Source organism: Kitasatospora sp. NPDC048715 (assembly GCF_043198905.1).
Classification (GTDB): domain Bacteria; phylum Actinomycetota; class Actinomycetes; order Streptomycetales; family Streptomycetaceae; genus Kitasatospora; species Kitasatospora lactacystinica.
This window is the reverse complement of the sequence record NZ_JBICVH010000008.1, coordinates 190588-213549: the sequence shown is the minus strand read 5'-3', so window position 1 is coordinate 213549 and position 22962 is coordinate 190588. Positions and strand designations below refer to the sequence as shown.

General features: G+C 75.3%; 9 protein-coding genes. 5 read left to right on the top strand and 4 right to left on the bottom strand.

Going from position 1 to position 22962, the window contains the following annotated elements:
• Nucleotides 1–20 precede the first annotated feature (20 nt).
• Both ACGFSC_RS17175 and ACGFSC_RS17170 read left to right on the top strand, forming a co-directional pair.
• A complete protein-coding gene (locus ACGFSC_RS17175) occupies nucleotides 21–4625 on the top strand; it encodes an SDR family NAD(P)-dependent oxidoreductase (protein WP_392863572.1) in 4605 nt (1534 codons plus the stop codon).
• Between the two features lie 19 nt (nucleotides 4626–4644).
• A complete protein-coding gene (locus tag ACGFSC_RS17170; RefSeq protein ID WP_359905256.1) occupies nucleotides 4645–15576 on the top strand; it encodes a type I polyketide synthase in 10932 nt (3643 codons plus the stop codon).
• A gap of 25 nt (nucleotides 15577–15601) precedes the next feature.
• On the opposite strand, the gene ACGFSC_RS17165 is transcribed toward ACGFSC_RS17170, so the two are convergent.
• From ACGFSC_RS17165 to ACGFSC_RS17150, 4 genes are all read right to left on the bottom strand, one after another.
• On the bottom strand, nucleotides 15602–16240 hold the full coding sequence (locus tag ACGFSC_RS17165) for a response regulator transcription factor (protein WP_359905253.1): 639 nt from the start codon (nucleotides 16238–16240) through the stop codon (nucleotides 15602–15604).
• The gene (locus ACGFSC_RS17160; RefSeq protein ID WP_359905250.1) at nucleotides 16237–17472 is read right to left on the bottom strand and encodes a sensor histidine kinase; all 1236 of its coding nucleotides are present in this window, start codon (nucleotides 17470–17472) and stop codon (nucleotides 16237–16239) included. Before ACGFSC_RS17160 ends, ACGFSC_RS17165 begins: the two co-directional genes overlap by 4 nt.
• A 111-nt stretch (nucleotides 17473–17583) precedes the next feature.
• On the bottom strand, nucleotides 17584–18312 hold the full coding sequence (locus ACGFSC_RS17155; protein ID WP_359905274.1) for an ABC transporter permease: 729 nt from the start codon (nucleotides 18310–18312) through the stop codon (nucleotides 17584–17586).
• Between the two features lie 54 nt (nucleotides 18313–18366).
• The gene (locus ACGFSC_RS17150; protein ID WP_380350912.1) at nucleotides 18367–19284 is read right to left on the bottom strand and encodes an ABC transporter ATP-binding protein; all 918 of its coding nucleotides are present in this window, start codon (nucleotides 19282–19284) and stop codon (nucleotides 18367–18369) included.
• Between the two features lie 263 nt (nucleotides 19285–19547).
• On the opposite strand from ACGFSC_RS17150, the gene ACGFSC_RS17145 reads away from it, so the two are divergent.
• From ACGFSC_RS17145 to ACGFSC_RS17135, 3 genes are all read left to right on the top strand, one after another.
• Nucleotides 19548–20786, top strand: coding sequence for a cytochrome P450 (locus ACGFSC_RS17145; protein ID WP_359915578.1), 1239 nt, complete (start codon nucleotides 19548–19550; stop codon nucleotides 20784–20786).
• A gap of 101 nt (nucleotides 20787–20887) precedes the next feature.
• The gene (locus tag ACGFSC_RS17140; RefSeq protein ID WP_359915576.1) at nucleotides 20888–21895 is read left to right on the top strand and encodes an ATP-binding cassette domain-containing protein; all 1008 of its coding nucleotides are present in this window, start codon (nucleotides 20888–20890) and stop codon (nucleotides 21893–21895) included.
• Nucleotides 21895–22731, top strand: coding sequence for an ABC transporter permease (locus ACGFSC_RS17135; protein ID WP_380350910.1), 837 nt, complete (start codon nucleotides 21895–21897; stop codon nucleotides 22729–22731). Before ACGFSC_RS17140 ends, ACGFSC_RS17135 begins: the two co-directional genes overlap by 1 nt.
• Nucleotides 22732–22962 lie beyond the last annotated feature (231 nt).

The following is a 22962-nucleotide window of genomic DNA, read 5'->3' as shown; positions in this document are numbered from 1 at the left end:
CCGGGGGAGACGACATGAGCGTGACCAGGGAAGAAGAGCTGCTCCGGTACCTGCGCCAGGCCACGGCCGCGTTGCAGGAGGCCCGCCAGGAGCTGCGCGAGGTGCACGAGAAGGCCCGGGAGCCGATCGCGATCGTCGGGATGGCCTGCCGGCTGCCCGGCGGGATCGCCAGCCCGGAGGAGCTGTGGCGGCTGGTCGCCACCGGCGGCGAGGGCCAGTCGGGACTGCCCACCGACCGCGGCTGGAACCTCGCGGCCCTGGGCGGCGACGGTGCGCGGCAGGCCGGCTTCGTGCACGAGGCGGGCTGGTTCGACCCGGCGTTCTTCGGGATCTCGCCGCGTGAGGCGCTGGCGATGGACCCGCAGCAGCGGCTGTTCCTCGAAGCCTCCTGGGAGGCCTTCGAGTACGCCGGACTGGACCCGGAGCGGCTGCGGGGCAGCCGGACCGGGGTGTTCGCCGGGATGATGTACCACGACTACCTCCCCGGCGGGGGCGAGGGCGCCGAGGCCTACCTCGGCACCGCCACCGCGGGCAGCGTGGTCTCCGGCCGGGTGGCCTACGCCCTCGGCCTGGAGGGCCCCGCGGTCACCGTGGACACCGCCTGCTCCTCCTCGCTGGTCGCCCTGCACCTGGCCGTGCAGGCCCTCCGGGGCGGGGAGTGCGACCTGGCGCTGGCCGGCGGGGTGACCGTGATGGCCGCGCCCGAGGTGTTCGGCTCGCTGGGCGGCGGGCAGGGCGTGGCCGCGGACGGCCGCTGCAAGTCCTTCGCCGCCGCCGCCGACGGGATGGGCTGGGCCGAGGGCGCCGGCGTGCTGCTGGTGGAGCGGCTCTCCGACGCCCGGCGGCTCGGCCACGAGGTGCTCGCGGTGGTACGGGGCAGCGCGGTCAACCAGGACGGCGCCTCCAGCGGGCTGACGGCCCCCAACGGGCCGTCCCAGCAGCGGGTGATCCGGGAGGCCCTCGCCGCCGCCGGACTCTCGCCCGCCGAGGTGGACGCGGTGGAGGCGCACGGCACCGGCACCCGCCTCGGCGACCCGATCGAGGCCCAGGCGCTGCTCGCCACGTACGGCCAGGGCCGGCCCGAGGGCCGTCCGCTGCTGCTCGGCTCGGTGAAGTCCAACCTCGGCCACACCCAGGCCGCGGCCGGGGTGGCGGGCGTGATCAAGATGGTGCTGGCGATGCGGCACGGCGTGCTGCCGGCCACCCTGCACGTGGACGAGCCGACCCCGCTGGTGGACTGGTCGGCGGGCGCGGTCGAGCTGCTGACCGAGGCCCGGCCGTGGCCGGAGGCGGACCGGGCGCGCCGGGCGGCGATCTCCTCCTTCGGGGTGAGCGGCACCAACGCCCACGTGGTCATCGAGCAGGGCGAGGCCCTCGTGGCCCCCGAACCGGCGAGCTCCCCGGCCCTCGTGCCCTGGCCGCTCTCGGCCCGGACGGCCGACGGCCTGCGGGCCCAGGCGCGCCGGCTGCGGGCCTTCGTGGCCGCCACGCCGGAGGCCGGACCGGTGGACGTCGGGCGCGGGCTGCTCGCCCGTACCGTCATGGAGCACCGCGCGGTCCTGCTCGGCGGCGACCGCGAGGCGTTCACCGCCGAGCTCGACGCGCTGGCCGCGGGCGACCCGGCCGGCGAAGGGCGGACGGCGTTCCTGTTCACGGGGCAGGGTGCGCAGCGGGTCGGCATGGGCCGGGGGCTGTACGAGGCCTTCCCCGCGTTCGCGGCGGCCTTCGACGCGGTCTGCGCGGAGCTGGACGCGAGGCTCGGGCGGTCGGTGCGGGAGGTCGTCCTCGACGGCGTCGAGGATCTGGACCGTACGGTGTGGGCGCAGGCCGGGCTGTTCGCGGTCGAGGTCGCGTCGTTCCGGCTGTTGGAGTCCTGGGGCGTGGTCCCGGAGTTCCTGCTCGGGCATTCGATCGGTGAGGTGGCGGCGGCGCACTGCGCCGGGGTGTTCTCGCTGGCGGACGCGTGCGCCCTGGTGGCGGCGCGTGGTCGGTTGATGGACGCGCTGCCGAGCGGCGGGGCGATGCTCGCCGTGCAGGCCGCCGAGGCCGAGGTGCGGGCGGAGATCGGTGACCGGCTGGACGTGGCGGCCGTCAACGGGCCGCGTTCGGTGGTGGTTTCCGGCCCCGTCGAGGTGGTCGAGGAGTTCGCGGTCGAGTGGGCTTCCCAGGGCCGCAAGACCCGTCGGCTGACCGTCTCGCACGCCTTCCACTCGGCCCTGATGGAGCCGATGCTCGCCGAATTCGCCGCCGTGCTCGGCGGGTTGACCTTCGCCGAGCCGGGCATTCCGCTCGTCTCCAACCTGACCGGCGAACTCGCCGAACCCGGCCTGCTCACCACCCCCGACTACTGGCTGCGCCACGTCCGGGAGACCGTCCGCTTCGCCGACGGCGTCGACACCCTGGGCGGCCAGGACGTGACCCGCTTCGCCGAGCTCGGCCCCGACGGCGTGCTGTCCGCCCTGGCCCGACAGGCCGACGCCAAGGGCACGTTCGCGCCGCTGCTGCGCCGCGAGCGGGACGAGACGGAGAGCGCCCTGGCCGCGCTCGGCGCGCTCTGGACCGCCGGGACGGCCGTGGACTGGCCGGCCGTCTACGCCGACTGGGGCGGGCACCGGGCGCTGCTGCCCCGGTACGCCTTCGACCGGCAGCACTACTGGGCGCAGCCGCCCGTCGCGCGTCACCCCGCCCGGCCGGAGGAGACGTCCGACGCCTGGCGCTACCGGATCACCTGGAAGCCGGTGCCCACCGCGGCCGTTCCGCCGCTGCTGACCGGCAGCTGGCTGGCGGTGCTGCCCGCCGGGGCGGCGGAGTCCGGCGCCCCGGGGTCCGACCTGGCCGAGGCCTGCCTGTCCGCCGTGGAGCGGGCGGGCGCCCGGGTGGTGCGGACCACGACCGAGCGGCTGGCGGACGACCTCGCCCGGATCGCGGACCCGGCCGGGGTGCTCGCCTTCCCCGGCACGGCCCCGGAAGCCGATCCCGTCGCCGACGCCCTGGACCTGATCGACGCGCTCACCGCCCTGGACCTGCGGGTGCCGCTCTGGTGGGTCACCTCCGGCGCGGTGACCGTGCGCGAGGAGGAGACCGTCCGGCCCGGACACGCCCGGATCTGGGGCCTGGGCCGGGTGGTCGGCCTGGAGCTGCCCGGCCTGTGGGGCGGGCTGGTGGACGTCTGCGGTCCGGCGGGGCCGGTGCTCGGTGACCGGATGGCCGAGGTGCTGTCCGGAACCGAGGACCAGGTCGCCGTCCGGGCCACCGGGACCTTCGCCCGCCGGCTGGTCCCGGCGGGAACCGGGCCGGTGACGGCCGACCCCGCCCCCGCCACCGGCACCGTCCTGGTCACCGGCGGTACCGGAGCGCTGGGCGCCGCCGTGGCGCGCCGGCTGGCCGGGCAGGGCGTCCCCCACCTGGTGCTGGTCTCCCGCCGGGGCCCGACGGCGCCGGGGGCGGCGGAGCTGGTCGCGGAACTGGAGGCGCTGGGCGCCCGGGTGACCGTCGCCGCCTGCGACACGGCGGACCGGGAAGGGATGGCCGGGGTGCTGGCCGCCGTCCCGGCGGAGTTCCCGCTGAGCGGCGTGGTGCACGCGGCCGGCGTCGGCGACCCGACGCCGTTCGGCAGCACCGCGCGCGCCGGGTTCGCGGCGATCGTGGACGGCAAGGCCGAAGGCGCGGTCTGCCTGGACGAGCTGCTGGGGGACACCCCCCTCGACTACTTCGTGCTCTTCTCCTCCGTCGCCGGCGTCTGGGGCAGCGGCGGGCAGTCCGCGTACGCGGTGGCGAACGCCGCGCTGGACGCCCTCGCCGTCGACCGCCGGGCCCGCGGGCTGGCGGCCACCTCCGTGGCCTGGGGCCCGTGGGCGGGCGAGGGCATGGCCGGCGGCGCCGACGCCGAGGAGTTCCTGCGCCGCCGCGGCCTGCGGGCGATGGCCCCGGACCTCGCCCTGGAGGCGATGGACACGGCGATCCGGACCGGCGACGTCTGCGTGACCGTCGCGGACGTGGACTGGCAGGCCTTCGTTCCCGGCTTCACCGCGTACCACCCGCAGCCGCTGATCGAGGACGTCCCCGAGGTGCGGCAGGTCCTCGCCGGGGGCGCCGCCGGCGGCCCGCAGGACGGTACCGCGCTGCGCGAGCGCCTCGCCGGGCTGTCCGGTGAGGACGGCCTCGCCCTGCTGCTGGAGACCGTGCAGCAGCAGGCCGCGCTGGTCCTCGGCCACAGCGCGGCCGGGTCGGTCGTCGCCGACCGGGCCTTCCGCGACCTGGGGTTCGACTCGCTGACCGCGGTCGAACTGCGCGACCGGCTGACCGCGGCCACCGGGCTGGCCCTGCCCGCCACCCTGATCTTCGACCACCCCACCCCGAGGGCGCTGGCCGAGCAGATCACGGCCGAACTGCTCGGCGACGACGCCCTCGACGCCGACGAGGCGGAGCAGGCGCGCCGCGCCCTGCTCACCGTCCCGGTGTCCCGGCTGCGCGAGTCCGGACTGCTGGAGCCGCTGCTGCGGCTCGCCTCGCAGGAGTCCGCGCCCGCCGCCGAGGACGCCGCACCCGTGACCGCCATCGAGTCGATCGACGAGATGGACGGCGAAAGCCTGCTGAGGCTGGCCCTCGGCGAACGTGATTCCTGACCGCAGTACGGAGCTTGCGATGGCCTCTACCCAGGACTATGTCGAAGCGTTGCGAGCTTCCCTCAAGGAGACGGAGAAGCTTCGCGCCCGAAACCGTGAACTGACCGCCGCGGTCAGCGAACCCGTGGCGATCGTGTCGATGGCGTGCCGCTACCCCGGCGACGTCTCCTCGCCGGAGGACCTCTGGCGGCTGGTCGAACGGGCCGGCGACGCGATCGCGCCCTTCCCCGAGCAGCGCGGCTGGAGGGCGGACGGGCTCGGCGCGGACGCCGCGGCGAGCGACCTCGCCGCCCAGGGCGGGTTCCTGGACGGCGCCGAGCGCTTCGACGCCGCGTTCTTCGGGATCTCCCCGCGCGAGGCCCTCGCCATGGACCCCCAGCAGCGGCTGCTGCTGGAGAGCGGCTGGGAGGCCTTCGAACGGGCCGGGATCGCGCCGGACACCGTGCGCGGCACCCGGACCGGGGTGTTCGTCGGCGCGACCTCCTCCGGCTACGGGGTCGGTGCGGCCGACGCCGACCAGGGGTACGTCCTGGCCGGCGGAGCGACCAGCGTGCTCTCCGGCAGGGTGGCGTACGTGTTCGGGCTGGAGGGCCCGGCGGTCACCGTGGACACCGCGTGCTCCTCCTCGCTGGTGGCGCTGCACCTGGCCGTCCAGGCGCTGCGCGCCGGGGAGTGCACGCTCGCGCTGGCCGGCGGGGTGACCGTGCTGACCAACGCGGAGGTCTTCCACGCCTTCAGCGCCCAGCAGGGCCTCGCCTCGGACGGGCGGTGCCGCTCCTTCGGCGCCGGCGCGGACGGCACCGGCTGGGGCGAGGGCGTCGGACTGCTGCTGCTGGAGCGGCTGTCGGACGCGCGGCGCAACGGGCACGAGGTGCTGGCGGTGGTGCGCGGCAGCGCGGTCAACCAGGACGGCGCCTCCAACGGGATGACCGCGCCGAACGGCCCCTCGCAGCGCCGGGTGATCCGGCAGGCGCTGGCCTCCGCGCGGCTCGCCCCGTCCGAGGTGGACGTGGTGGAGGCGCACGGCACCGGCACCCGGCTCGGCGACCCGATCGAGGCCCAGGCGCTGCTGGCGACCTACGGCCGGGACCGCGGCGACGAGCCGCTGTGGCTGGGCTCGATCAAGTCCAACATCGGGCACACCCAGTCGGCGGCCGGTGTCGCGGGCATCATCAAGATGGTGCAGGCGATGCGCCACGGCCTGCTGCCCGCCACCCTGCACGCCGAGCAGCCGACGCCCCACGTGGACTGGTCGGCGGGCGCGGTGGAACTGCTGACCGAGGCCCGGCCCTGGCCGGAGGCGGACCGTCCGCGCCGCGCGGGCGTGTCCTCCTTCGGGATCAGCGGCACCAACGCCCACGTCATCCTGGAGCAGGGCGATCCGCTGCCCGCACCGGAAGCGGTGGAGAACGGCGGCCCGGTGCTCTGGCCGGTGTCCGCGAAGAGCCCGGAGGGGCTGCGCGGACAGGCGGCGAGGCTGGCCGAGTTCGCGGCGACCGGGCCCGACCCGGCGGCCGCGGGGCACGCGCTGGCCGTCACCCGGGCGGCGCTGGAGCACCGCGCGGTGGTCCTCGGGGACTCGGCCGCCGGCCTCGGCGAGGGGCTGGCGGCGCTGGCCGAGGGACGTTCCGCCCAGGACGTGCTGACCGGGGTCTCGACCGAGGGGCGGACGGCGTTCCTGTTCACCGGTCAGGGGGCGCAGCGGGTCGGCATGGGCCGGGGGTTGTACGAGGCGTTCCCGGTGTTCGCGACGGCGTTCGATGCGGTCTGTGCGGAGCTGGACGCGAGGCTCGGGCGGTCGGTGCGCGAGGTCGTCTTCGCGGGTGCGGAGGATCTGGACCGTACGGTGTGGGCGCAGGCCGGGCTGTTCGCGGTCGAGGTGGCGTCGTTCCGGTTGCTGGAGTCCTGGGGCGTGGTCCCGGACGTGCTGCTCGGGCATTCGATCGGTGAGGTGGCGGCGGCGCACTGCGCCGGGGTGTTCTCGCTGGCGGACGCGTGCGCCCTGGTGGCGGCGCGTGGTCGGCTGATGGACGCGCTGCCGAGCGGCGGGGCGATGCTGGCGGTGCAGGCCGCCGAGGCGGAGGTGCGGGCGGAGATCGGTGACCGCCTGGACGTGGCGGCCGTCAACGGCCCGACCTCCCTCGTGGTCTCCGGTCCGGTCGAAACGATCGAGGAGTACGCCGCGCGCTGGAAGGCCGAGGGTCGCAAGATCCGCCGGCTGACGGTCTCGCACGCCTTCCACTCGGCCCTGATGGAGCCGATGCTCACCGAATTCGCCTCCGTGCTGGCGGAGTTGACCTTCGCCGAGCCGCGCATCCCGATCGTGTCGAACCTGACCGGCGGGATCGCCGAACCCGGCCTGCTCACCACCCCCGACTACTGGCTGCGCCAGGTCCGCGAGGCCGTCCGCTTCGCCGACGGCGTCGACACCCTGGGCCGACGGGGCGTCACCCGCTTCGCCGAGCTCGGCCCCGACGGCGTGCTGTGCGGGATGGCCCAGCACGCCGGCGCCGAGGGCGCCTTCGCGCCGCTGCTGCGCGGCGCAGGCCACGACGGCGTGCGCACCTTCCACGCCGCCGTCGGCGCGCTCTGGACGGCGGGTGCCGCCGTGGACTGGCCGGCGGCCTTCGCGGGCCGTGGCGAGGGGCGGGTCGCGCTGCCCACGTACGCCTTCCAGCACCAGTCCTACTGGGCCCGTCCCGCCGCTCCTCCCGCCGCCGCGGCCGAGGGAGTGGAGGGCACCGCCGAGGGCCGGTTCTGGGCCGCCGTCGAGCGCGAGGACGTGGCCGAACTGACCGGCGCCCTCGGCGTGGACGCGGACCAGGGGGAGCTGCGGGCCGTGCTGCCCGCGCTGTCCTCCTTCCGGCGCCGCCGCCGGGACGAGGCCGTCATCGACTCCTGGCGCTACCGGGTCCGCTGGAAGCCGCTCGCCGACGCGCCCGCCGCGGGCACGCTCACCGGCACCTGGCTGGTCGTCGCGACCCCGGGGGACACCGACGCCCAGCGGCTGCTGGCCGCCGCCGGTGCCGACGTGGTCCTGCTGGAGTTCGACCCCGGGGCCACCCGGGCCTCCCTGGCCGCCCGGCTGCGCGAGCTCGCGGCCGCCCCGGCCGGCGTGGTCGCCTGCCCGGCCCGACACCCCGAGCCGGTCCCGGCGGCCGTCGCGCTGATCCAGGCGCTCGGCGACGCGGGCATCGACGCCCCGCTCTGGCTGGCCACCCGGGGCGGGGTGTCGGTGGGCCGCTCCGACGGTCCGTCCGACCCGGTGGCGGCGCAGCTCTGGGGCCTCGGCCGGGCCGCCGCCCTGGAGCTGCCGGAACGCTGGGGCGGGCTGGTCGACCTGCCGCCCGCCGAGGACGCCAGGACGGCCGCCCGGCTGGCCGCCGTCCTGACCGGCACCGAGGACCAGGTCGCCGTCCGGGGCGCCGGCACGTACGTCCGCCGCCTGGTGCGGGCCGCCCGACCGGACGGTGCCGAACCGCTCGGGACGCCCTCGGGCACGGTGCTGGTGACCGGTGGCACCGGGGCGCTGGGTGCGGAGGTGGCGCGCTGGCTGGCAGGTCGGGGCGTTCCCCATCTGGTGCTGACCAGTCGGCGCGGTTCGGCGGCCGAGGGCGTGGACGCGCTGGTGGCCGAGCTGGCCGGGCTGGGTGCCCGGGTGACGGTCGCCGCCTGCGACGCCGCCGACCGGGCGGCGCTGGCGGCGGTGCTCGACGCGATCCCGGCCGAGCTCCCGCTGACCGGCGTGGTGCACGCGGCCGGCGTCGGCCAGGCGACCTTGCTGATGGACACCGCCGCCGAGGAGATCACCGCCGTGCTCGGCGGGAAGGCCGACGGCGCGGCGCACCTGGACGAGCTGACCGCCGGGCTGGACCTGGAACTGTTCGTCGTCTTCTCCTCGATCTCGGCCACCTGGGGCTCCGGTGCCCAGGCCGTCTACGGCGCCGCCAACGCCTACCTGGAGGCGCTGGTCGAACAGCGCCGGGCGGCCGGCCGGGCCGCGCTGGCCGTCGCCTGGGGCCCGTGGGCGGAGGCCGGCATGGCCGTGCAGGGGGAGTCGGAGGACTTCCTGCGCCGCCGCGGGCTCGCCCTGCTGGACCCGGCCCTCGCCGTGGGGGCGCTCGCCGAGGCCGTCGCCGGGGGCGAGGCCTGCGTGGCGGTGGCGGACGTCCGCTGGGAGCGCTTCGCCCCCGCGTTCACGGCCAGCCGCCGCCGTCCGCTGATCGAGGACCTGCCCGAGGTGCTCCGGGCCCTGGAAGCCCCGGCCGCCGAGCCGGTCGAGGGCGCCTCCCCGCTGGCCGGGAAGCTCGCCGCGCTGCCGCCCGCCGAGCAGGAACGGACCCTGCTCGACCTGGTCCGGCGGCTGGCGGCGGCCGTGCTCGGCCACCGCGAGGCGGGCGACGTCCCGCCGGAGGTCCCGTTCAAGGGCCTCGGCTTCGACTCGCTCACCGCGCTCGAACTGCGCAACGCCCTGGCCGCCGAGACCGGGCTGCGGCTCTCCGCCACCCTGGTCTTCGACCACCCCACGCCGCGCGAACTGGCCGCCCAGCTGCGCGGCGAGCTGCTCGGCACCGCGGCGGCGACCGAGACCGTGCGGGCCGAGGCCACCGCCCTGGAGGAGCCGATCGCGATCGTCGCGATGAGCTGCCGCTACCCCGGCGGGGTCGAGAACCCCGAACAGCTCTGGCGGCTGGTCGCCGACCGGGTGGACGCGGTCTCCGGGCTGCCCGGCGACCGCGGCTGGCCGCCGCTCGGCGCGCCCTCCGGCGAGGCGGGCGCGGACGCCACCTGGGCCGGCGGATTCCTGTCCGGCGTCGCCGACTTCGACCCGGCGCTGTTCGCCATCTCCCCGCGCGAGGCGCTGGCCATGGACCCCCAGCAGCGGCTGCTGCTGGAGACCGTCTGGGAGGCGTTCGAACGGGCCGGGGTGGACGCGCGCTCGCTGCGCGGCAGCCGCACCGGCGTGTTCATCGGCACCAACGGCCAGGACTACGCGGCGCTGCTCTCCGGCCCCTCCGACAGCGAGGGGCACCGGGGCACCGGCACCGCGGCCGCCGTGCTCTCCGGCCGGATCTCGTACGTGTTCGGGCTGGAGGGCCCGGCCATGACGGTGGACACCGCCTGCTCCGCCTCGCTGGTCGCCCTGCACTCGGCGGCCGAGGCGCTGCGCCGCGGCGAGTGCACCCTGGCCCTCGCGGGCGGTGCCACGGTGATGGCGACCCCGTCGGCCTTCGTGGAGTTCAGCCGCCAGCTGGGCCTGGCCGCCGACGGCCGGTGCAAGGCCTTCGCCGCCGCGGCCGACGGCACCGGCTGGGGCGAGGGCGTCGGCATCCTGCTGCTGGAGCGGCTGTCCGACGCCCGGCGCAACGGCCACCGGGTGCTCGGCATCGTGCGCGGCAGCGCGGTCAACCAGGACGGCGCCTCGAACGGTCTGACGGCGCCGAACGGCCCCTCGCAGGAGCGGGTGATCCGGCAGGCGCTGGCCAACGCCGGGCTGTCGGCCGCCGAGGTGGACGCCGTGGAGGCGCACGGCACCGGCACCCGCCTCGGGGATCCGATCGAGGCGAAGGCCCTGCTGGCCACCTACGGGCAGGGCCGGGACGGGGAGCCGCTCTGGCTGGGCTCGATCAAGTCCAACATCGGCCACACCCAGGCCGCCGCCGGCATCGCCGGGATCATCAAGATGGTCATGGCGATGCGGTACGGCACGCTTCCGGCGACCCTGCACGTGGACGGGCCCACCCCGCACGTCGACTGGTCCACCGGGTCGGTCGAACTGCTGACCGAGGCCCGGCCGTGGCCGCGGGCCGAACGGCCGCGCCGCACCGGCGTCTCCTCGTTCGGGATGAGCGGCACCAACGTCCACGTCATCATCGAGCAGGGCGAGCCCGCCCCGGCCGAGCCCGCCGGGCGTCGGCCGCACGGTCCGCTGCCCTGGCCGCTGTCCGGGCAGACCCCGGCGGCGCTGCGGGCCCAGGCCGCCCGGCTGGGCGAGCACCTGACGGACCGCCCGGAGGACGGACCGGCCGAGGTGGCCCGGGCCCTGTCCGGGCGGACGGCGCTGGCGCACCGCGCGGTGGTGGTCGGCGCGGACCGGGCCGAGCAGGACCGGGAGCTGGCGGCGCTGGCCGCCGGCGAGCCCGGCGCGGGCGCGGTCGCCGGTACGGTCGCCGAGGGGCGGACGGCGTTCCTGTTCACCGGCCAGGGTACGCAGCGGGTCGGGATGGGCCGGGAGTTGTACGAGGCGTTCCCCGCCTTCGCGGCGGCCTTCGACGCGGTCTGCGCCGAGCTGGACCTGCTGCTGGACCGGCCGGTGAAGGACGTGGTGTTCGAGGGCGTCGAGGATCTGGACCGGACGGTGTGGGCGCAGGCCGGGTTGTTCGCGGTCGAGGTCGCCTCGTTCCGGTTGCTCGAATCCTGGGGCGTGACGGCCGACTTCCTGCTCGGGCATTCGATCGGCGAGGTGGCGGCCGCTCACGTCGCCGGGGTGTTCTCGCTGGCGGACGCGTGCGCCCTGGTGGCGGCGCGGGGCCGGCTGATGGACGCGCTGCCCGAGGGCGGGGCGATGCTGGCGGTCGAGGCCACCGAGGCCGAGGTCCGCGAGGCGATCGGCGAGCGGCTGGACATCGCGGCCGTCAACGGGCCGACCTCGGTGGTGGTCTCCGGGCCGGTCGAGGCGGTGGAGGAGCTGGCCGGGCGGTGGAAGGCTGAGGGGCGCCGGATTCGCAGGCTGACCGTCTCGCACGCGTTCCACTCGGCGCTGATGGAGCCGATGCTCGCCGAATTCTCAGCCGTCCTGGCGGAGTTGACCTTCGCCGAGCCGCGCATCCCGCTGCTGTCCAACGTCAGCGGGACGCTCGCCGAACCCGGGCTGCTCACCACCTCCGACTACTGGCTGCGGCAGGTCCGCGAGGCCGTCCGCTTCGCCGACGGCGTCACCCGCCTCGGCGAGCACGGCGTGACCCGCCTCCTGGAGCTGGGCCCCGACGGCGTGCTCTGCGGGCTGGCCCAGCAGACCCTCCCCGACGCCGTGCTCGCCCCGCTCCAGCGGGCCGGGCGGGACCAGGTGGACACGCTCTGGCGCGGCCTCGGCCGGCTCTGGACGGCCGGTGCCCAGGTCGACTGGGCGGCGGTCCTGCCGGCCGGTCCGCACGCGGAACTGCCCACCTACGCCTTCCAGCGCGAGCGCTACTGGCCCCGGCCGGTCGCCGGGGCCGGCGACGTCGCGGCGCTCGGGCAACTGCCCGCCGGGCACCCGCTGCTGGGCGCCGTCCTGGCCCTGGCCGGGGACGGCGGCGCGGTGCTGACCGGACGGCTCTCCACGGCGAGCCACCCGTGGCTGGCCGACCACGCGGTGCTGGGCCGGACCGTGGTGCCCGGCACCGCGCTGGTCGAACTCGCGCTGCGGGCCGGCGAGCAGGTCGGCCGTACGGTGCTGGACGAACTGGTGGTGCGGTCCCCGCTCGCCCTCCCCGAACGGGGCGAGGCCCACGTCCAGGTCCGGGTGACCGCGCCCGACGACGGCGGCGACTGCCGGCTGGAGATCCACGCCCGGCCCGACACCGGTGACCGGACGCCCTGGACCTGCCACGCCACCGGCCTGCTGACCGAGGCCGCACCGGCCGAGCCCTTCGAGTTGGCGGCCTGGCCGCCGCCGGCCGCCGAGCCGGTGCCGCTGGACGGCTTCTACGACACCCTGGCCGACAGCGGCTACGGCTACGGGCCGGCCTTCCGCGGCCTGCGCGCCGTCTGGCGGGCCGAGGACGCGGTCTACGCCGAGGTCGCGCTGCCCGAGGAGGCGGCGGACGAGGCCGCCGGCTTCGCCCTGCACCCGGCGCTGCTGGACGCGGCGCTGCACGCCGTCGGCTTCGCCGGCGGGAGCGAGGTCGAGGGCACCGCCCTGCCGTTCGCCTGGACCGGCGTGCGGGTGGACGCGGTGGGCGCCTCGGTGCTGCGGGCGCGGATCACCCGGACCGCCGAGGGCGTCGCGCTGCGGCTGGCCGACGGCGCCGGAAGCCCGGTGGCCACCGTGCGTTCGCTGGTGATGCGCGAGGTGTCCCCGGAGGCGCTCGGCGCCACCGCCGACGCCGGACCGGACGCGCTGTTCGCGGTGGACTGGCGGCCGCTGCCCCCGGCGGCCGGTGCGGCCGAGCCGGACCTGACCGCGTGGGCCGCGGTCGGCGAGACGGCCCCCGAGGGCGGGCCGGCCCGCCGCCACACCGACCTGGCGGCCCTGGTCGCCGCCCTGGAACAGGGCGCGGCCGTACCGCCGGTGACCGTCCTGGCCGTCTCCGCCGGCGCCGCCGGTGTTGACGGTGCGCTCGGGGCCGGGGCCGTGCACGCGGCGACCGCCCGGGTGCTCGGCGAGGTACGGGCCTGGCTGGCCGAGGAGCGGTTCGCCGACTCCCGGCTGGTGGTGCTCACCCGCGGGGCGACCCCGGCCGGGTCCGGCACCGGTGGCGAGGCCGACCCGGCCGGCGCCGCCGTGTGGGGACTGGTCCGCTCCGCGCAGACCGAGAACCCGGACCGGATCGTGCTGGTGGACGTCGAACCGCAGGGCGGCGCGGCCGACCCGTGGGCCGGCTGGCCCGCGCTGGTGGGCGGCGAGGAGCCCCAACTCGCGGTCCGCGGCGGCGACATCAGGGTGCCGCGACTGGTCCGGGAGGCCACCGTCGCCCGGCTGACCCCGCCGGAGCCCGCGGGCGCCTGGCGGCTCGGCCTCGCGGGGCGGGGCGCCGGACTGGAGGACGTGGCGCTGGTGCCCGCGCCGGACGCCGACGCGCCGCTGGGCGCGGACGAGGTCCGGGTCGCGGTGCGCTCGGCGGGCGTCAACTTCCGGGACGTGCTGATCGGTCTGGGCATGTACCCGGACCGGACGGCCGCGATGGGCTCCGAGGCCGCCGGCGTCGTGCTGGAGGTCGGCGCCGGAGTGACCGACCTCGCCCCGGGCGAGCGGGTCTTCGGCTTCTTCGCCGGTGGCGCGGCCGTCCGGGCCGTCACCGACCGGCGGCTGCTGGCCCGCGTCCCGCAGGGCTGGTCCTTCGCCCAGGCCGCCTCCGTGCCGCTGGTGTTCGCCACCGCCTACTACGGGCTGCGCGACCTGGCCGACGCGCAGCGGGGCGAATCGGTGCTGGTGCACGCCGCGGCCGGCGGCGTCGGCATGGCGGCCGTCCAACTCGCCCGCCACTTCGGCCTGGAGGTGTTCGGCACCGCCAGTCCGGGCAAGTGGCGCACGCTGCGGGAACTGGGGCTGGACGAGGCGCACATCGCCTCCTCCCGCGACCTCGCCTTCGAGGAGCGGTTCCGCACCGCGACCGGCGGGCGCGGGGTCGACCTGGTGCTGAACTCGCTGGCCGGGGAGTTCACCGACGCCTCGCTGCGGCTGCTGGCCGAGGGCGGGCGCTTCCTGGAGATGGGCAAGACCGACGTCCGGCAGCCGGCCGGCGTCCATTACCGGGCCTTCGACCTCGGCGACGCCGGACCGGCCCGGATGGGCGGCATCCTGCACGAGGTGATCGAGCTGTTCGAGGCCGGTGCGCTGCGGATGCTGCCGATCACCGCCTGGGACGTCCGGGACGCGGTCGGCGCCTTCCGGCACGTCAGCCAGGCCCGGCACGTCGGCAAGAACGTGCTGACGCTGCCGGTGGAGCCGGACCCCGAGGGCACGGTGCTGATCACCGGTGGCACCGGGACGCTGGGCGGGCTGCTGGCCCGGCACCTGGCGGCCGTGCACGGCGTGCGCCACCTGACCCTGCTGAGCCGCCGGGGCGCGGACGGCCCGGACGTGCGGGAACTCCTCGCCGAGCTGGGCGAGTCGGGCGCCCGGGCGGAGGTCGTCGCCTGCGACGCGGCCGACCGCACCGCCCTGGCCCGGGTGCTGGACGGCCTCGCCCGCCCGCTGACGGGCGTGGTGCACGCCGCCGGCGTGCTGGACGACGGGGTGTTCGGCACCCTGACGCCGGAGCGCCTCTCCCGGGTGCTGCGCCCGAAGGTGGACGCGGCGCTCAACCTGCACGAGCTGACGGCGCACCTCGACCTGTCGATGTTCGTGCTGTACTCCTCGGTGTCGGGCACCTTCGGGTCCGGCGGGCAGGCCAACTACGCGGCCGCGAACGCCTTCCTGGACGCCCTGGCCGCCCGGCGGACGGCCTCCGGCCAGGCCGGCCAGTCGCTGGCCTGGGGGCTGTGGGAGCAGGCCAGCGGGCTCACCGGCCACCTCGGGAAGGTCGACCAGGCCCGGGCCGGCAGCCTCAGCGCGCCGCTGTCCACCGCCCGGGCGCTCGCCCTGTTCGACCGGGCGCGCACCACGGGCCGCTCCCACCTGGTGCCGGTCGACATCGACCTGGGCGTGCTGCGCGCCGCCGCCCACCCGGTGCCCGCGCTGCTGCGGGCGCTGGTCGGCCAACCGGTCCGCCGGGCCGCCGACAACCGGCGCCCGGACGGCCCGGCGCTGGCCGAGCGGCTGGCCGTGATGGCCGACGCCCAGCGCGACGCGGCCCTGCTGGACCTGGTCACCGGGAACGCCGCGGTGGTCCTCGGACACGGCTCGACGGACGCCGTCGCGGCCGACCGGCCGTTCAAGGACCTCGGGTTCGACTCGCTGACCTCGGTCGAGCTGCGCAACCGGCTGAACACCGCCACCGGCCTGCGGCTGCCCCCGACCCTGGTCTTCGACCACCCGACCCCGGCCGCGCTCGCCCGCCACCTGCGGGAGAGCCTGCTGCCGCAGGCCGACCCGGTGGAGGACCTGCTCGGCCGGCTGGCCGGAATGGAGGCCGACCTGGTCGCGCTGGCCGGGGCGGAACGGGCCGGGGCCCGCGCCAGGCTGGAGCAGCTGCTCGACCGGCTGCGGGACGCCGACGGGCCGCGGCCGGAGCACGACGACAGCGACCTGGAGTCCGCGACGGCCGAGGACATCTTCGCCCTGATCGACGACGAGCTGGGGAGCTGACGGCGGGCCGGCGGGGCGTTCCGGGTCAGGTCACCAGACCGCGCCGGAACGCCTCGCCGACCGCGCCCGCCCGGTCGCGGACCCCGAGCTTGTCGTAGATCCGCAGCAGGTGCGTCTTGACGCTGGCCTCGGTGATGAACAGCTTGCCGGCGACCTCCTTGTTGGAGGAGCCGTGGGCGACCAGCCGCATCACCTCCAGCTCACGGGCGCTCAGCACGCCGAGGCTGGGCCGGCGCACCCGGTCCATCAGCCGTTTGGTGATGGCGGGGGAGAGCATCGCGTCGCCCCGGGCCGCGACCCGGGCCGCGCGCAGCAGCTCCTCGGTGGGCGCGTCCTTCAGCAGGTAGCCGGTGGCGCCGGCCTCGATCGCGGGCAGCACGTCGTTGTCGGTGTCGAAGGTGGTCAGCACCAGCACCCGCACCCCGGGCGCGCTCTCGCCGAGCCGGTGGATCGCGGTGACACCGTCCATCACCGGCATGCGCAGGTCCATCAGCACCAGGTCGGGCTTCAGTTCGGCGACCCGGTCGAGCGCCTCGGCGCCGTTGCCGGCCTCGCCGACGACCTCGAACTCCGGGCTGTCGGCGAACGCGCCGCGCAGGCCGTCCCGGACGATCGGGTGGTCGTCGACGATCAGCAGCCTTACGGGGGCGGACTGTTCGCTCATGCGGTGCCGCCCCGGCGGATCGCGGGCACGCTCGCGTTCACCGCGGTGCCCGAGCCCGGGGCGCTCTCCACGGTCAGTGTCCCGAGCACCCGGTCGAGCCGTCGGCGCAGGCCGTCCAGCCCGTACCCGCTGTCGCCGTCGGCGGGCGGCGGCCCGTCGAGGTCGGTCACGGTGAAGCCGACCCCGTCGTCGTGAACGTCCAGCATGACCGTGTCCTCCAGGTAGGAAATGGTCAGTCTGACCTTACTGGCAGCGGCGTGCTTCGCGATGTTCGCCAGGGTCTCCTGGGCGGCGCGGAACAGGGCGACCTCGATCTCCGTCAGCAGCGGGACGGGATCACCGGTGGTCTCCACCGAGGCCGGCACGTCCGCCCGCGCCGACCAGCGCTGGGCCAGCTCCCGGATCGCGTTCGGCAGGTGCGCCTCCTCCAGCTCCGCCGGCCGCAGCGCGGCCACCGAGCGCCGGGCCGCCGTGAGGCTCTCCCGGGCCAGCCCCCGGGCCTGTTCGAGGTGCCACTCGCGCTGCTCGGACTGCGGCCGGGCCCGGTCGGCGGCCTGGAGCTGGGTGATGATGCCGGCCAGCCCCTGGGCGATGGTGTCGTGGATCTCCCGGGCCATCCGCTGGCGTTCGTCCTGGATGCCCGCCTCCCGGGCCTGGATCAGCAGTTGGGCGTGCAGGCCGTTGTTCTCGCCGATCACCGTCTTCAACTCCGTGACCAGCCGGCAGCGTTCCTCGTTGCGCTCGTTGAAGCGGTGCGACAGGTTGCCGAACAGGCCGATCAGGCAGGTCTGGAGGCAGACCGAGGCAGCCGCGATGGCGATCCGCCGGGAGCTGTCCGGCACCCCGCCGGGGATCAGGTTGATGATCAGCGAGGTGGCGCCGACGCTGACGAAGGCCCACTGCGGCGGGAGCAGGTCGTAGGCCTGGACGAACCCGATCACGGCGAACACGAAGAAGATCGGGTGCTGGGTCATCAGCAGTGCGGCCAGCACCAGCTGGCCCGCCACGTACGTCAGCATCGGGCCGGTGCGGCCCGTCCACTGCGGCGACCGCAGGGTGTACATCGCCAGCGTCCACGCGGCGGTCACCACGACCAGCGGGAAGACCGTGACCCGTGCGGTGGCCGCCCCCTCCTCCGGCTGCACGACGCACAGCACGGTGGACACGCCCAGCAGCACGACGGGCAGCGGGGTGAGGAAGCGGCGCAGGTTGATCGGTTCGTCGCTCTTCATGGTGCTGCTCCTCGGCCCCCGCTGCTTCCCCGGCTCCCGCCCCGCCGCGACCGCCCGTGACCGCGGACCTCCAGCCTAGGCCTACTCCCGGCGCGGACGTCCGGCCCGGGCCTACTCCCAGCGGAAGAGCCGTGCGGCCAGGACACCGAAGACCACCGTGTAGCCGACGAGGACCAACAGGGCGGTGGTGCCCGGCAGGTGACCCTTGGCCACGTCGCCGAAGGCCTGGACGGAGGCGCCGAGCGGGGTGAAGTCACCGATCCGGTTGACCGCGGCGGGCATCTGGTCGCGGGGCACGTACAGGCCCGCGAAGAACATCAGCGGGAAGAACAGCATGCTGCCCGCGCCGGTGGCGGCCTTGGTGGTCTTGAGCACCGAGGCGACGAACAGCCCGATGGACAGCACCGCGGTGGCCGAGAGCAGGAAGGTCAGCACGAAGCCGAGCGGGTTGCTCGGCAGTTTGACGTCCCACAGCAGGCGCGCGGTCGCGAGCACCAGAACGGTGGTGGCGATCGCCACGGTGATCTGGACCACCAACTGGGCGATCAGCACCCGGGCCGGGCCCACCGGCGTGGTCGACAGCCGGCGCAGGATGCCCTTCTCCCGGTAGCCCACCAGGTAGCCCGGGGTGATGAACAGACCGGTCATCGCGAAGGCCAGCACCACGGTGACGGGCGTGTAGGAGTCGATGGCGCGCTGGCCGATCTCGGCCTTGAACTCGCGGGAGGACGGGATGCTGCCGATGATCACCACCAGGACGACCGGGAAGAGCAGCGTCCAGAAGTACGCGGCCGGGTCTCGCAGGAAGAGCTTGAACTCCACGGCCGTGAGCCGGTTCATCGCCCGCACGGGGGTTCTCCTTCTAGGGGTCGGGGGTCGGCTACGGGCCGGGGATCAGTGGGAGGGGTGGTCGAACCGGCGGCCGGTCAGGGCGAGGAACGCGTCCTCCAGGCTGGCCAGCTCCGCGCGCAGGTCGGCCGCGACGATCTGGTTCCGGGCGAGCGCCGAGGTGACGGCGTACACCAGGTTGCCGGTGCCGGTGACCTCCACCTGGGAGCCGTGCCGCTGGACCGAGGTCACCTCGGGCAGCGAGGTCAGGATGTGGTCGTCGAGCGGGGAGGTCGGGCGGAAGCGCACCTTCTGCTCGGCGCCCACCCCGGCCACCAGGCCGGCGGGGGTGTCCAGCGCGACGATCCGGCCGCCGTCGATCAGGGCCAGCCGGTCGCAGAGCCGCTCGGCCTCCTCCATGAAGTGGGTGACCAGGACGACGGTGATGCCCCGGGCGCGGACCTGCTCGATCAGCTCCCAGGTGTCCCGCCGGGCCGCCGGGTCCAGACCGGTGGTCAGCTCGTCCAGCACGGCCACCTTCGGGTTGCCGACCAGCGCCAGCGCGATGGACAGCCGCTGCTTCTGGCCGCCGGACAGGCTGGCGAACGGACTGTTCATCTTGTCCAGCAGGTTCAGCTCGGCGAGCAGCTCCCGCCAGTCCGCGTGGTCGTCGTAGAAGGAGGCGTACAGCTCCATCGCCTCGGCGACCCGCAGCTTGTCCGGCATCTCGCTCTTCTGCAGCTGCATGCCCAGGATGCGGTGCAGCTTGGCGGCGTCGTGCTGGGGGTCCAGGCCGTGCACCGAGATGCTCCCGCCGTCGGGCTTGCGCAGCCCGGCGATGCACTCGACCGTCGTGGTCTTCCCGGCGCCGTTGGGGCCGAGGATGCCGAAGATCTCCCCCTCCTGCACCTCGAACGAGATGTCGTCGACGACGACCTTCTGGCCGTACTGCATCCGCAGGTTCGAAACGACGATCGCTGGCACGGTCTTGGTCTCCGTTCTCCGAGGTCCCACCAGTGTCCGGCCCGCACCGCCGCGCCCGGATCGACCTGGTGATATCCGTCCGGTGGAACTTCCCGCGATCGAACGGTTGACACCCGGACCCGCCCCGCGCGGCCCCGGACGTCGCGACCGGCTCCCGGGCCCGGCCCCTAAACACCTGCCCGGGCCCCGGATAGGGGTGTCGGCCCTGTTACGGCCGTGTCTACGCTCGGCCCCATTCGCGGAGGCTGAAGGGGCACGGGACGATGGAGTCGAGTGAGCGGCAACTCCGGGCGCAGATGCGCTTCTTCCACGACCTGGTGCGCAAGCTCGCCGCCCAGGGCGATCCCTACGCGAAGGTGCTGAGCGCGCCGGACAACCCCTACCCCGCGTACGAGGAGATCCGGGCGCGGGGCCGGGTCTACCGCAGCCCGCTGGGCACCTGGGTCACCACCGACCACGAACTCGCCAACCAGGTGCTGCGGGACAAGCGCTTCGGCGTGCGCAGGGCCGACGGCGAGAAGGTGCCGGAGTTCATGAACTTCGACAACTCCATGCTCGGCCTCGACCCGCCGGACCACACCCGGCTGCGCCGGATGACCATGCCCACCCTCAACCCGCGCGTCGTCGAGCGATGGCGCGGCCGGGCCGAGGAGATCTGCCACCGGCTGATCGACGACATCCTGGCCCAGGGCGACCGGTTCGACCTGATGACCGCCTTCGCCCACCACCTGCCGACCGCGGTGATCGGCGACCTGGTCGGCATCCCCGAGGAGGACCGGGAGCACTTCCACCACCTCAGCCGGGAGATCGTCCCGCTGCTGGACGGCGTGGTCACCTACGAGAAGGCGCGCAGCGTGGACGCCGCCATCGCCGGGATGACCGAGCTGTTCACCCGGATCGTCGAGCAGCGCCGGGTCGAGCCGCGCGAGGACATGATCAGCCGGATGCTGCCGCTGGTCGACGAGGGCAGCCTGAGCATGGACGAACTGCTGCCGCTGTGCATGTTCCTGCCGCTGGCCGGCACCGAGACCACCGTCAACCTGATCGGCAACGGCATCCTGGCGCTGCTGCGCCACCCCGAGCAGTGGCGGATGGTGGCCGAGGACCCGGAACTGGCCCAGAACGTGGTCAACGAGACGCTGCGCCACGACCCGCCGGTGCAGACCTACCGGCGGATCGCCCACGAGCCGGTCGAGCTGGGCGGTGTCGTGCTGCCCGTCGACAGCGAGCTGGCGATCGTGGCCGCCGGGGCCAACCGGGACCCGCAGGTCTTCCCCGACCCCGCCCGCTTCGACATCACCCGGGTCAGCCGCAACGACACCCTGGCGTTCTCGGCCGGCATCCACTACTGCCTGGGCGCGCCGCTGGCCAGGTTCGAGGCCGAGGTGGCCTACCGGACCCTCATCTCCCGGATGCCCGGGCTGCGGCAGGCCGGGCCGGTGCGCCGGCGGGGCTCCTTCATCATTCGCGGCCTGCGGGAGTTCCCGCTGTCGGCGAGCTGACCCGGCGTCGGCGCACGGCTCCCCGGCGCGGGTCGGCCGCGACCGCACCACGACCGCGTACGGCGCGACCCGCGCACACGGCACTTCCCAGTGGAGGGATCATGGCGGACCCGATCATCCTCGCCGAAGGACTGCACAAGCACTTCGGCGAGGTCCACGCCCTACGAGGGCTCGACCTCGCCGTCCCGGCCGGGACGGTCTGCGGGGTGCTCGGCCCCAACGGCGCCGGCAAGACCACCGCGGTGAACATCCTCGCGACCCTGATGGACCCGGACGCCGGGCACGCCCGGATCGCCGGGCTTGACGTGGTCCGCGAGGCCGACCGGGTGCGCTCGGTGATCGGCCTGGCCGGGCAGTTCGCCGCGGTGGACGAGAAGCTGACCGGCCGCGGCAACCTGCGGATGTTCGGCCGGCTCTACCACCTGCCCCGTCGGCAGGTGCACCAGCGGGCCGACGAACTCCTGGAGCGCTTCGGCCTGATGGAGGCGGCCGACCGGCAGGTGCGCGGCTACTCCGGCGGCATGCGCCGCCGGCTCGACCTCGTCGCCAGCCTGATCCTGCGCCCCCAGGTGCTCTTCCTGGACGAGCCGACCACCGGCCTCGACCCGCGCAGCCGCGGCGAGATCTGGGACTGCGTGCGGGAGCTCGTCGCCGAGGGAACCACCGTGCTGCTCACCACCCAGTACCTGGACGAGGCCGACCAACTGGCCGACGACATCGCGGTGGTGGACTACGGCCGGGTGATCGCCGACGGCACCCCCGACCAACTCAAGTCGACGATCGGCAACCGCTTCGACGTGGTCGTCGAGGACCCGGCGCTGCTGCCGCAGGCCTCCGCCGTGCTGCACCGGCTGACCGGGGCCGAGCCGACCGGGACCGGCGAGAACAGCCTGAGCGTGCCGTCCGCGGACGGCACCGTGCGGGTCTCCGCACTCGTCCGGGAGCTGGACCGGGCGGGGATCGAGGTCGCCGACGTCAGCCTGCGCCGCCCCACCCTCGACGAGGTGTTCCTGCGCCTGACCGACCGCTCGGCCCCGGCCGACACCGAAACCGACGGCGACGCCCCGGCCGGCGCCCGAGCCGACGACAGAGTCAAGGACCACGCCTGATGACCGTCCAGAGCACCCCCGTTGCCCGCCGGACCCCGGTGACCCGCCTGCGCTGGGCCCTGTCGGACGGCTTCGTCCTCGTCGGGCGCGAGTTCAGCCGGCTGCGCCAGGAGCCCGGCTCACTGATCGCCGCCCTGATCTTCCCCGCCGTGATGGTGCTGCTGTTCGGCTACGTCTTCGGCAGCGCCATCCGGATTCCGGGCGGCGGTGACTACCGCGCCTACCTGATGCCCGGGCTGTTCGCCATGGTGACGGCCAGTTCGGTGGTGGCGGTGATCGAGAGGGTCGCCGCCGACGTCTCGCGCGGACTGATGAGCCGGTTCCGCTCGATGCCGATGTCGCGGGTCGCGGTCGCCTTCGGGCACACCGCCTCCGACATGGTCGGCGGCCTGCTCAGCGTGGCCATCATGGCGGTGGCCGGCCTGCTGGTCGGCTGGCGCGCCTCCGACGGGCTGCTGAACGCCCTGGCCGGCTTCGGGCTGCTGGTGCTGATGCGCTACGCGCTCAGCTGGGTCGGCTGCTTCTTCGGCCTGAAGGTCCCCAACGAGCAGATGGCGCAGCAGCTCACGCTGCTCGTGATGCCGGTGACCATGCTGTCGAACGCCTTCGTGCCGACCGACGGGATGCCCGCCTGGCTGCGGTTCATCGCCGAGTGGAACCCGCTCAGCGCCCTGACCGCCGGCTGCCGCGAGCTGTTCGGCAACCCGGGGACGGTGACCGGCTCGCACGCCTGGCCGGTGGACCACCCGGTGGCCGCGACGCTGCTGTGGTCGGTGGGCCTCCTGGTGGTCTTCGTGCCGCTGTCGGTGCGCTCGTTCCAGCGCAAGAACCGCTGACCCGGCGAACCCCGCACCGCCCGGTGGGAATCCCCGGGACCGGGGTCCCCGGCCGGAAGTCCCCGGACCGGCACCCCTAACTGTGGGGCCGGTACCGGGGGCCGGCATCCGCCCTGCTTAGGGGTTGGTGCCGGTCGGTTCGCTCCCTAAGCTCGCGGATGACGCGCCATCGGGTACGCCGGGGAATTCCACCCGGCGGACCGCGGTGGCCCTTGCGAAACGCCAATCCGC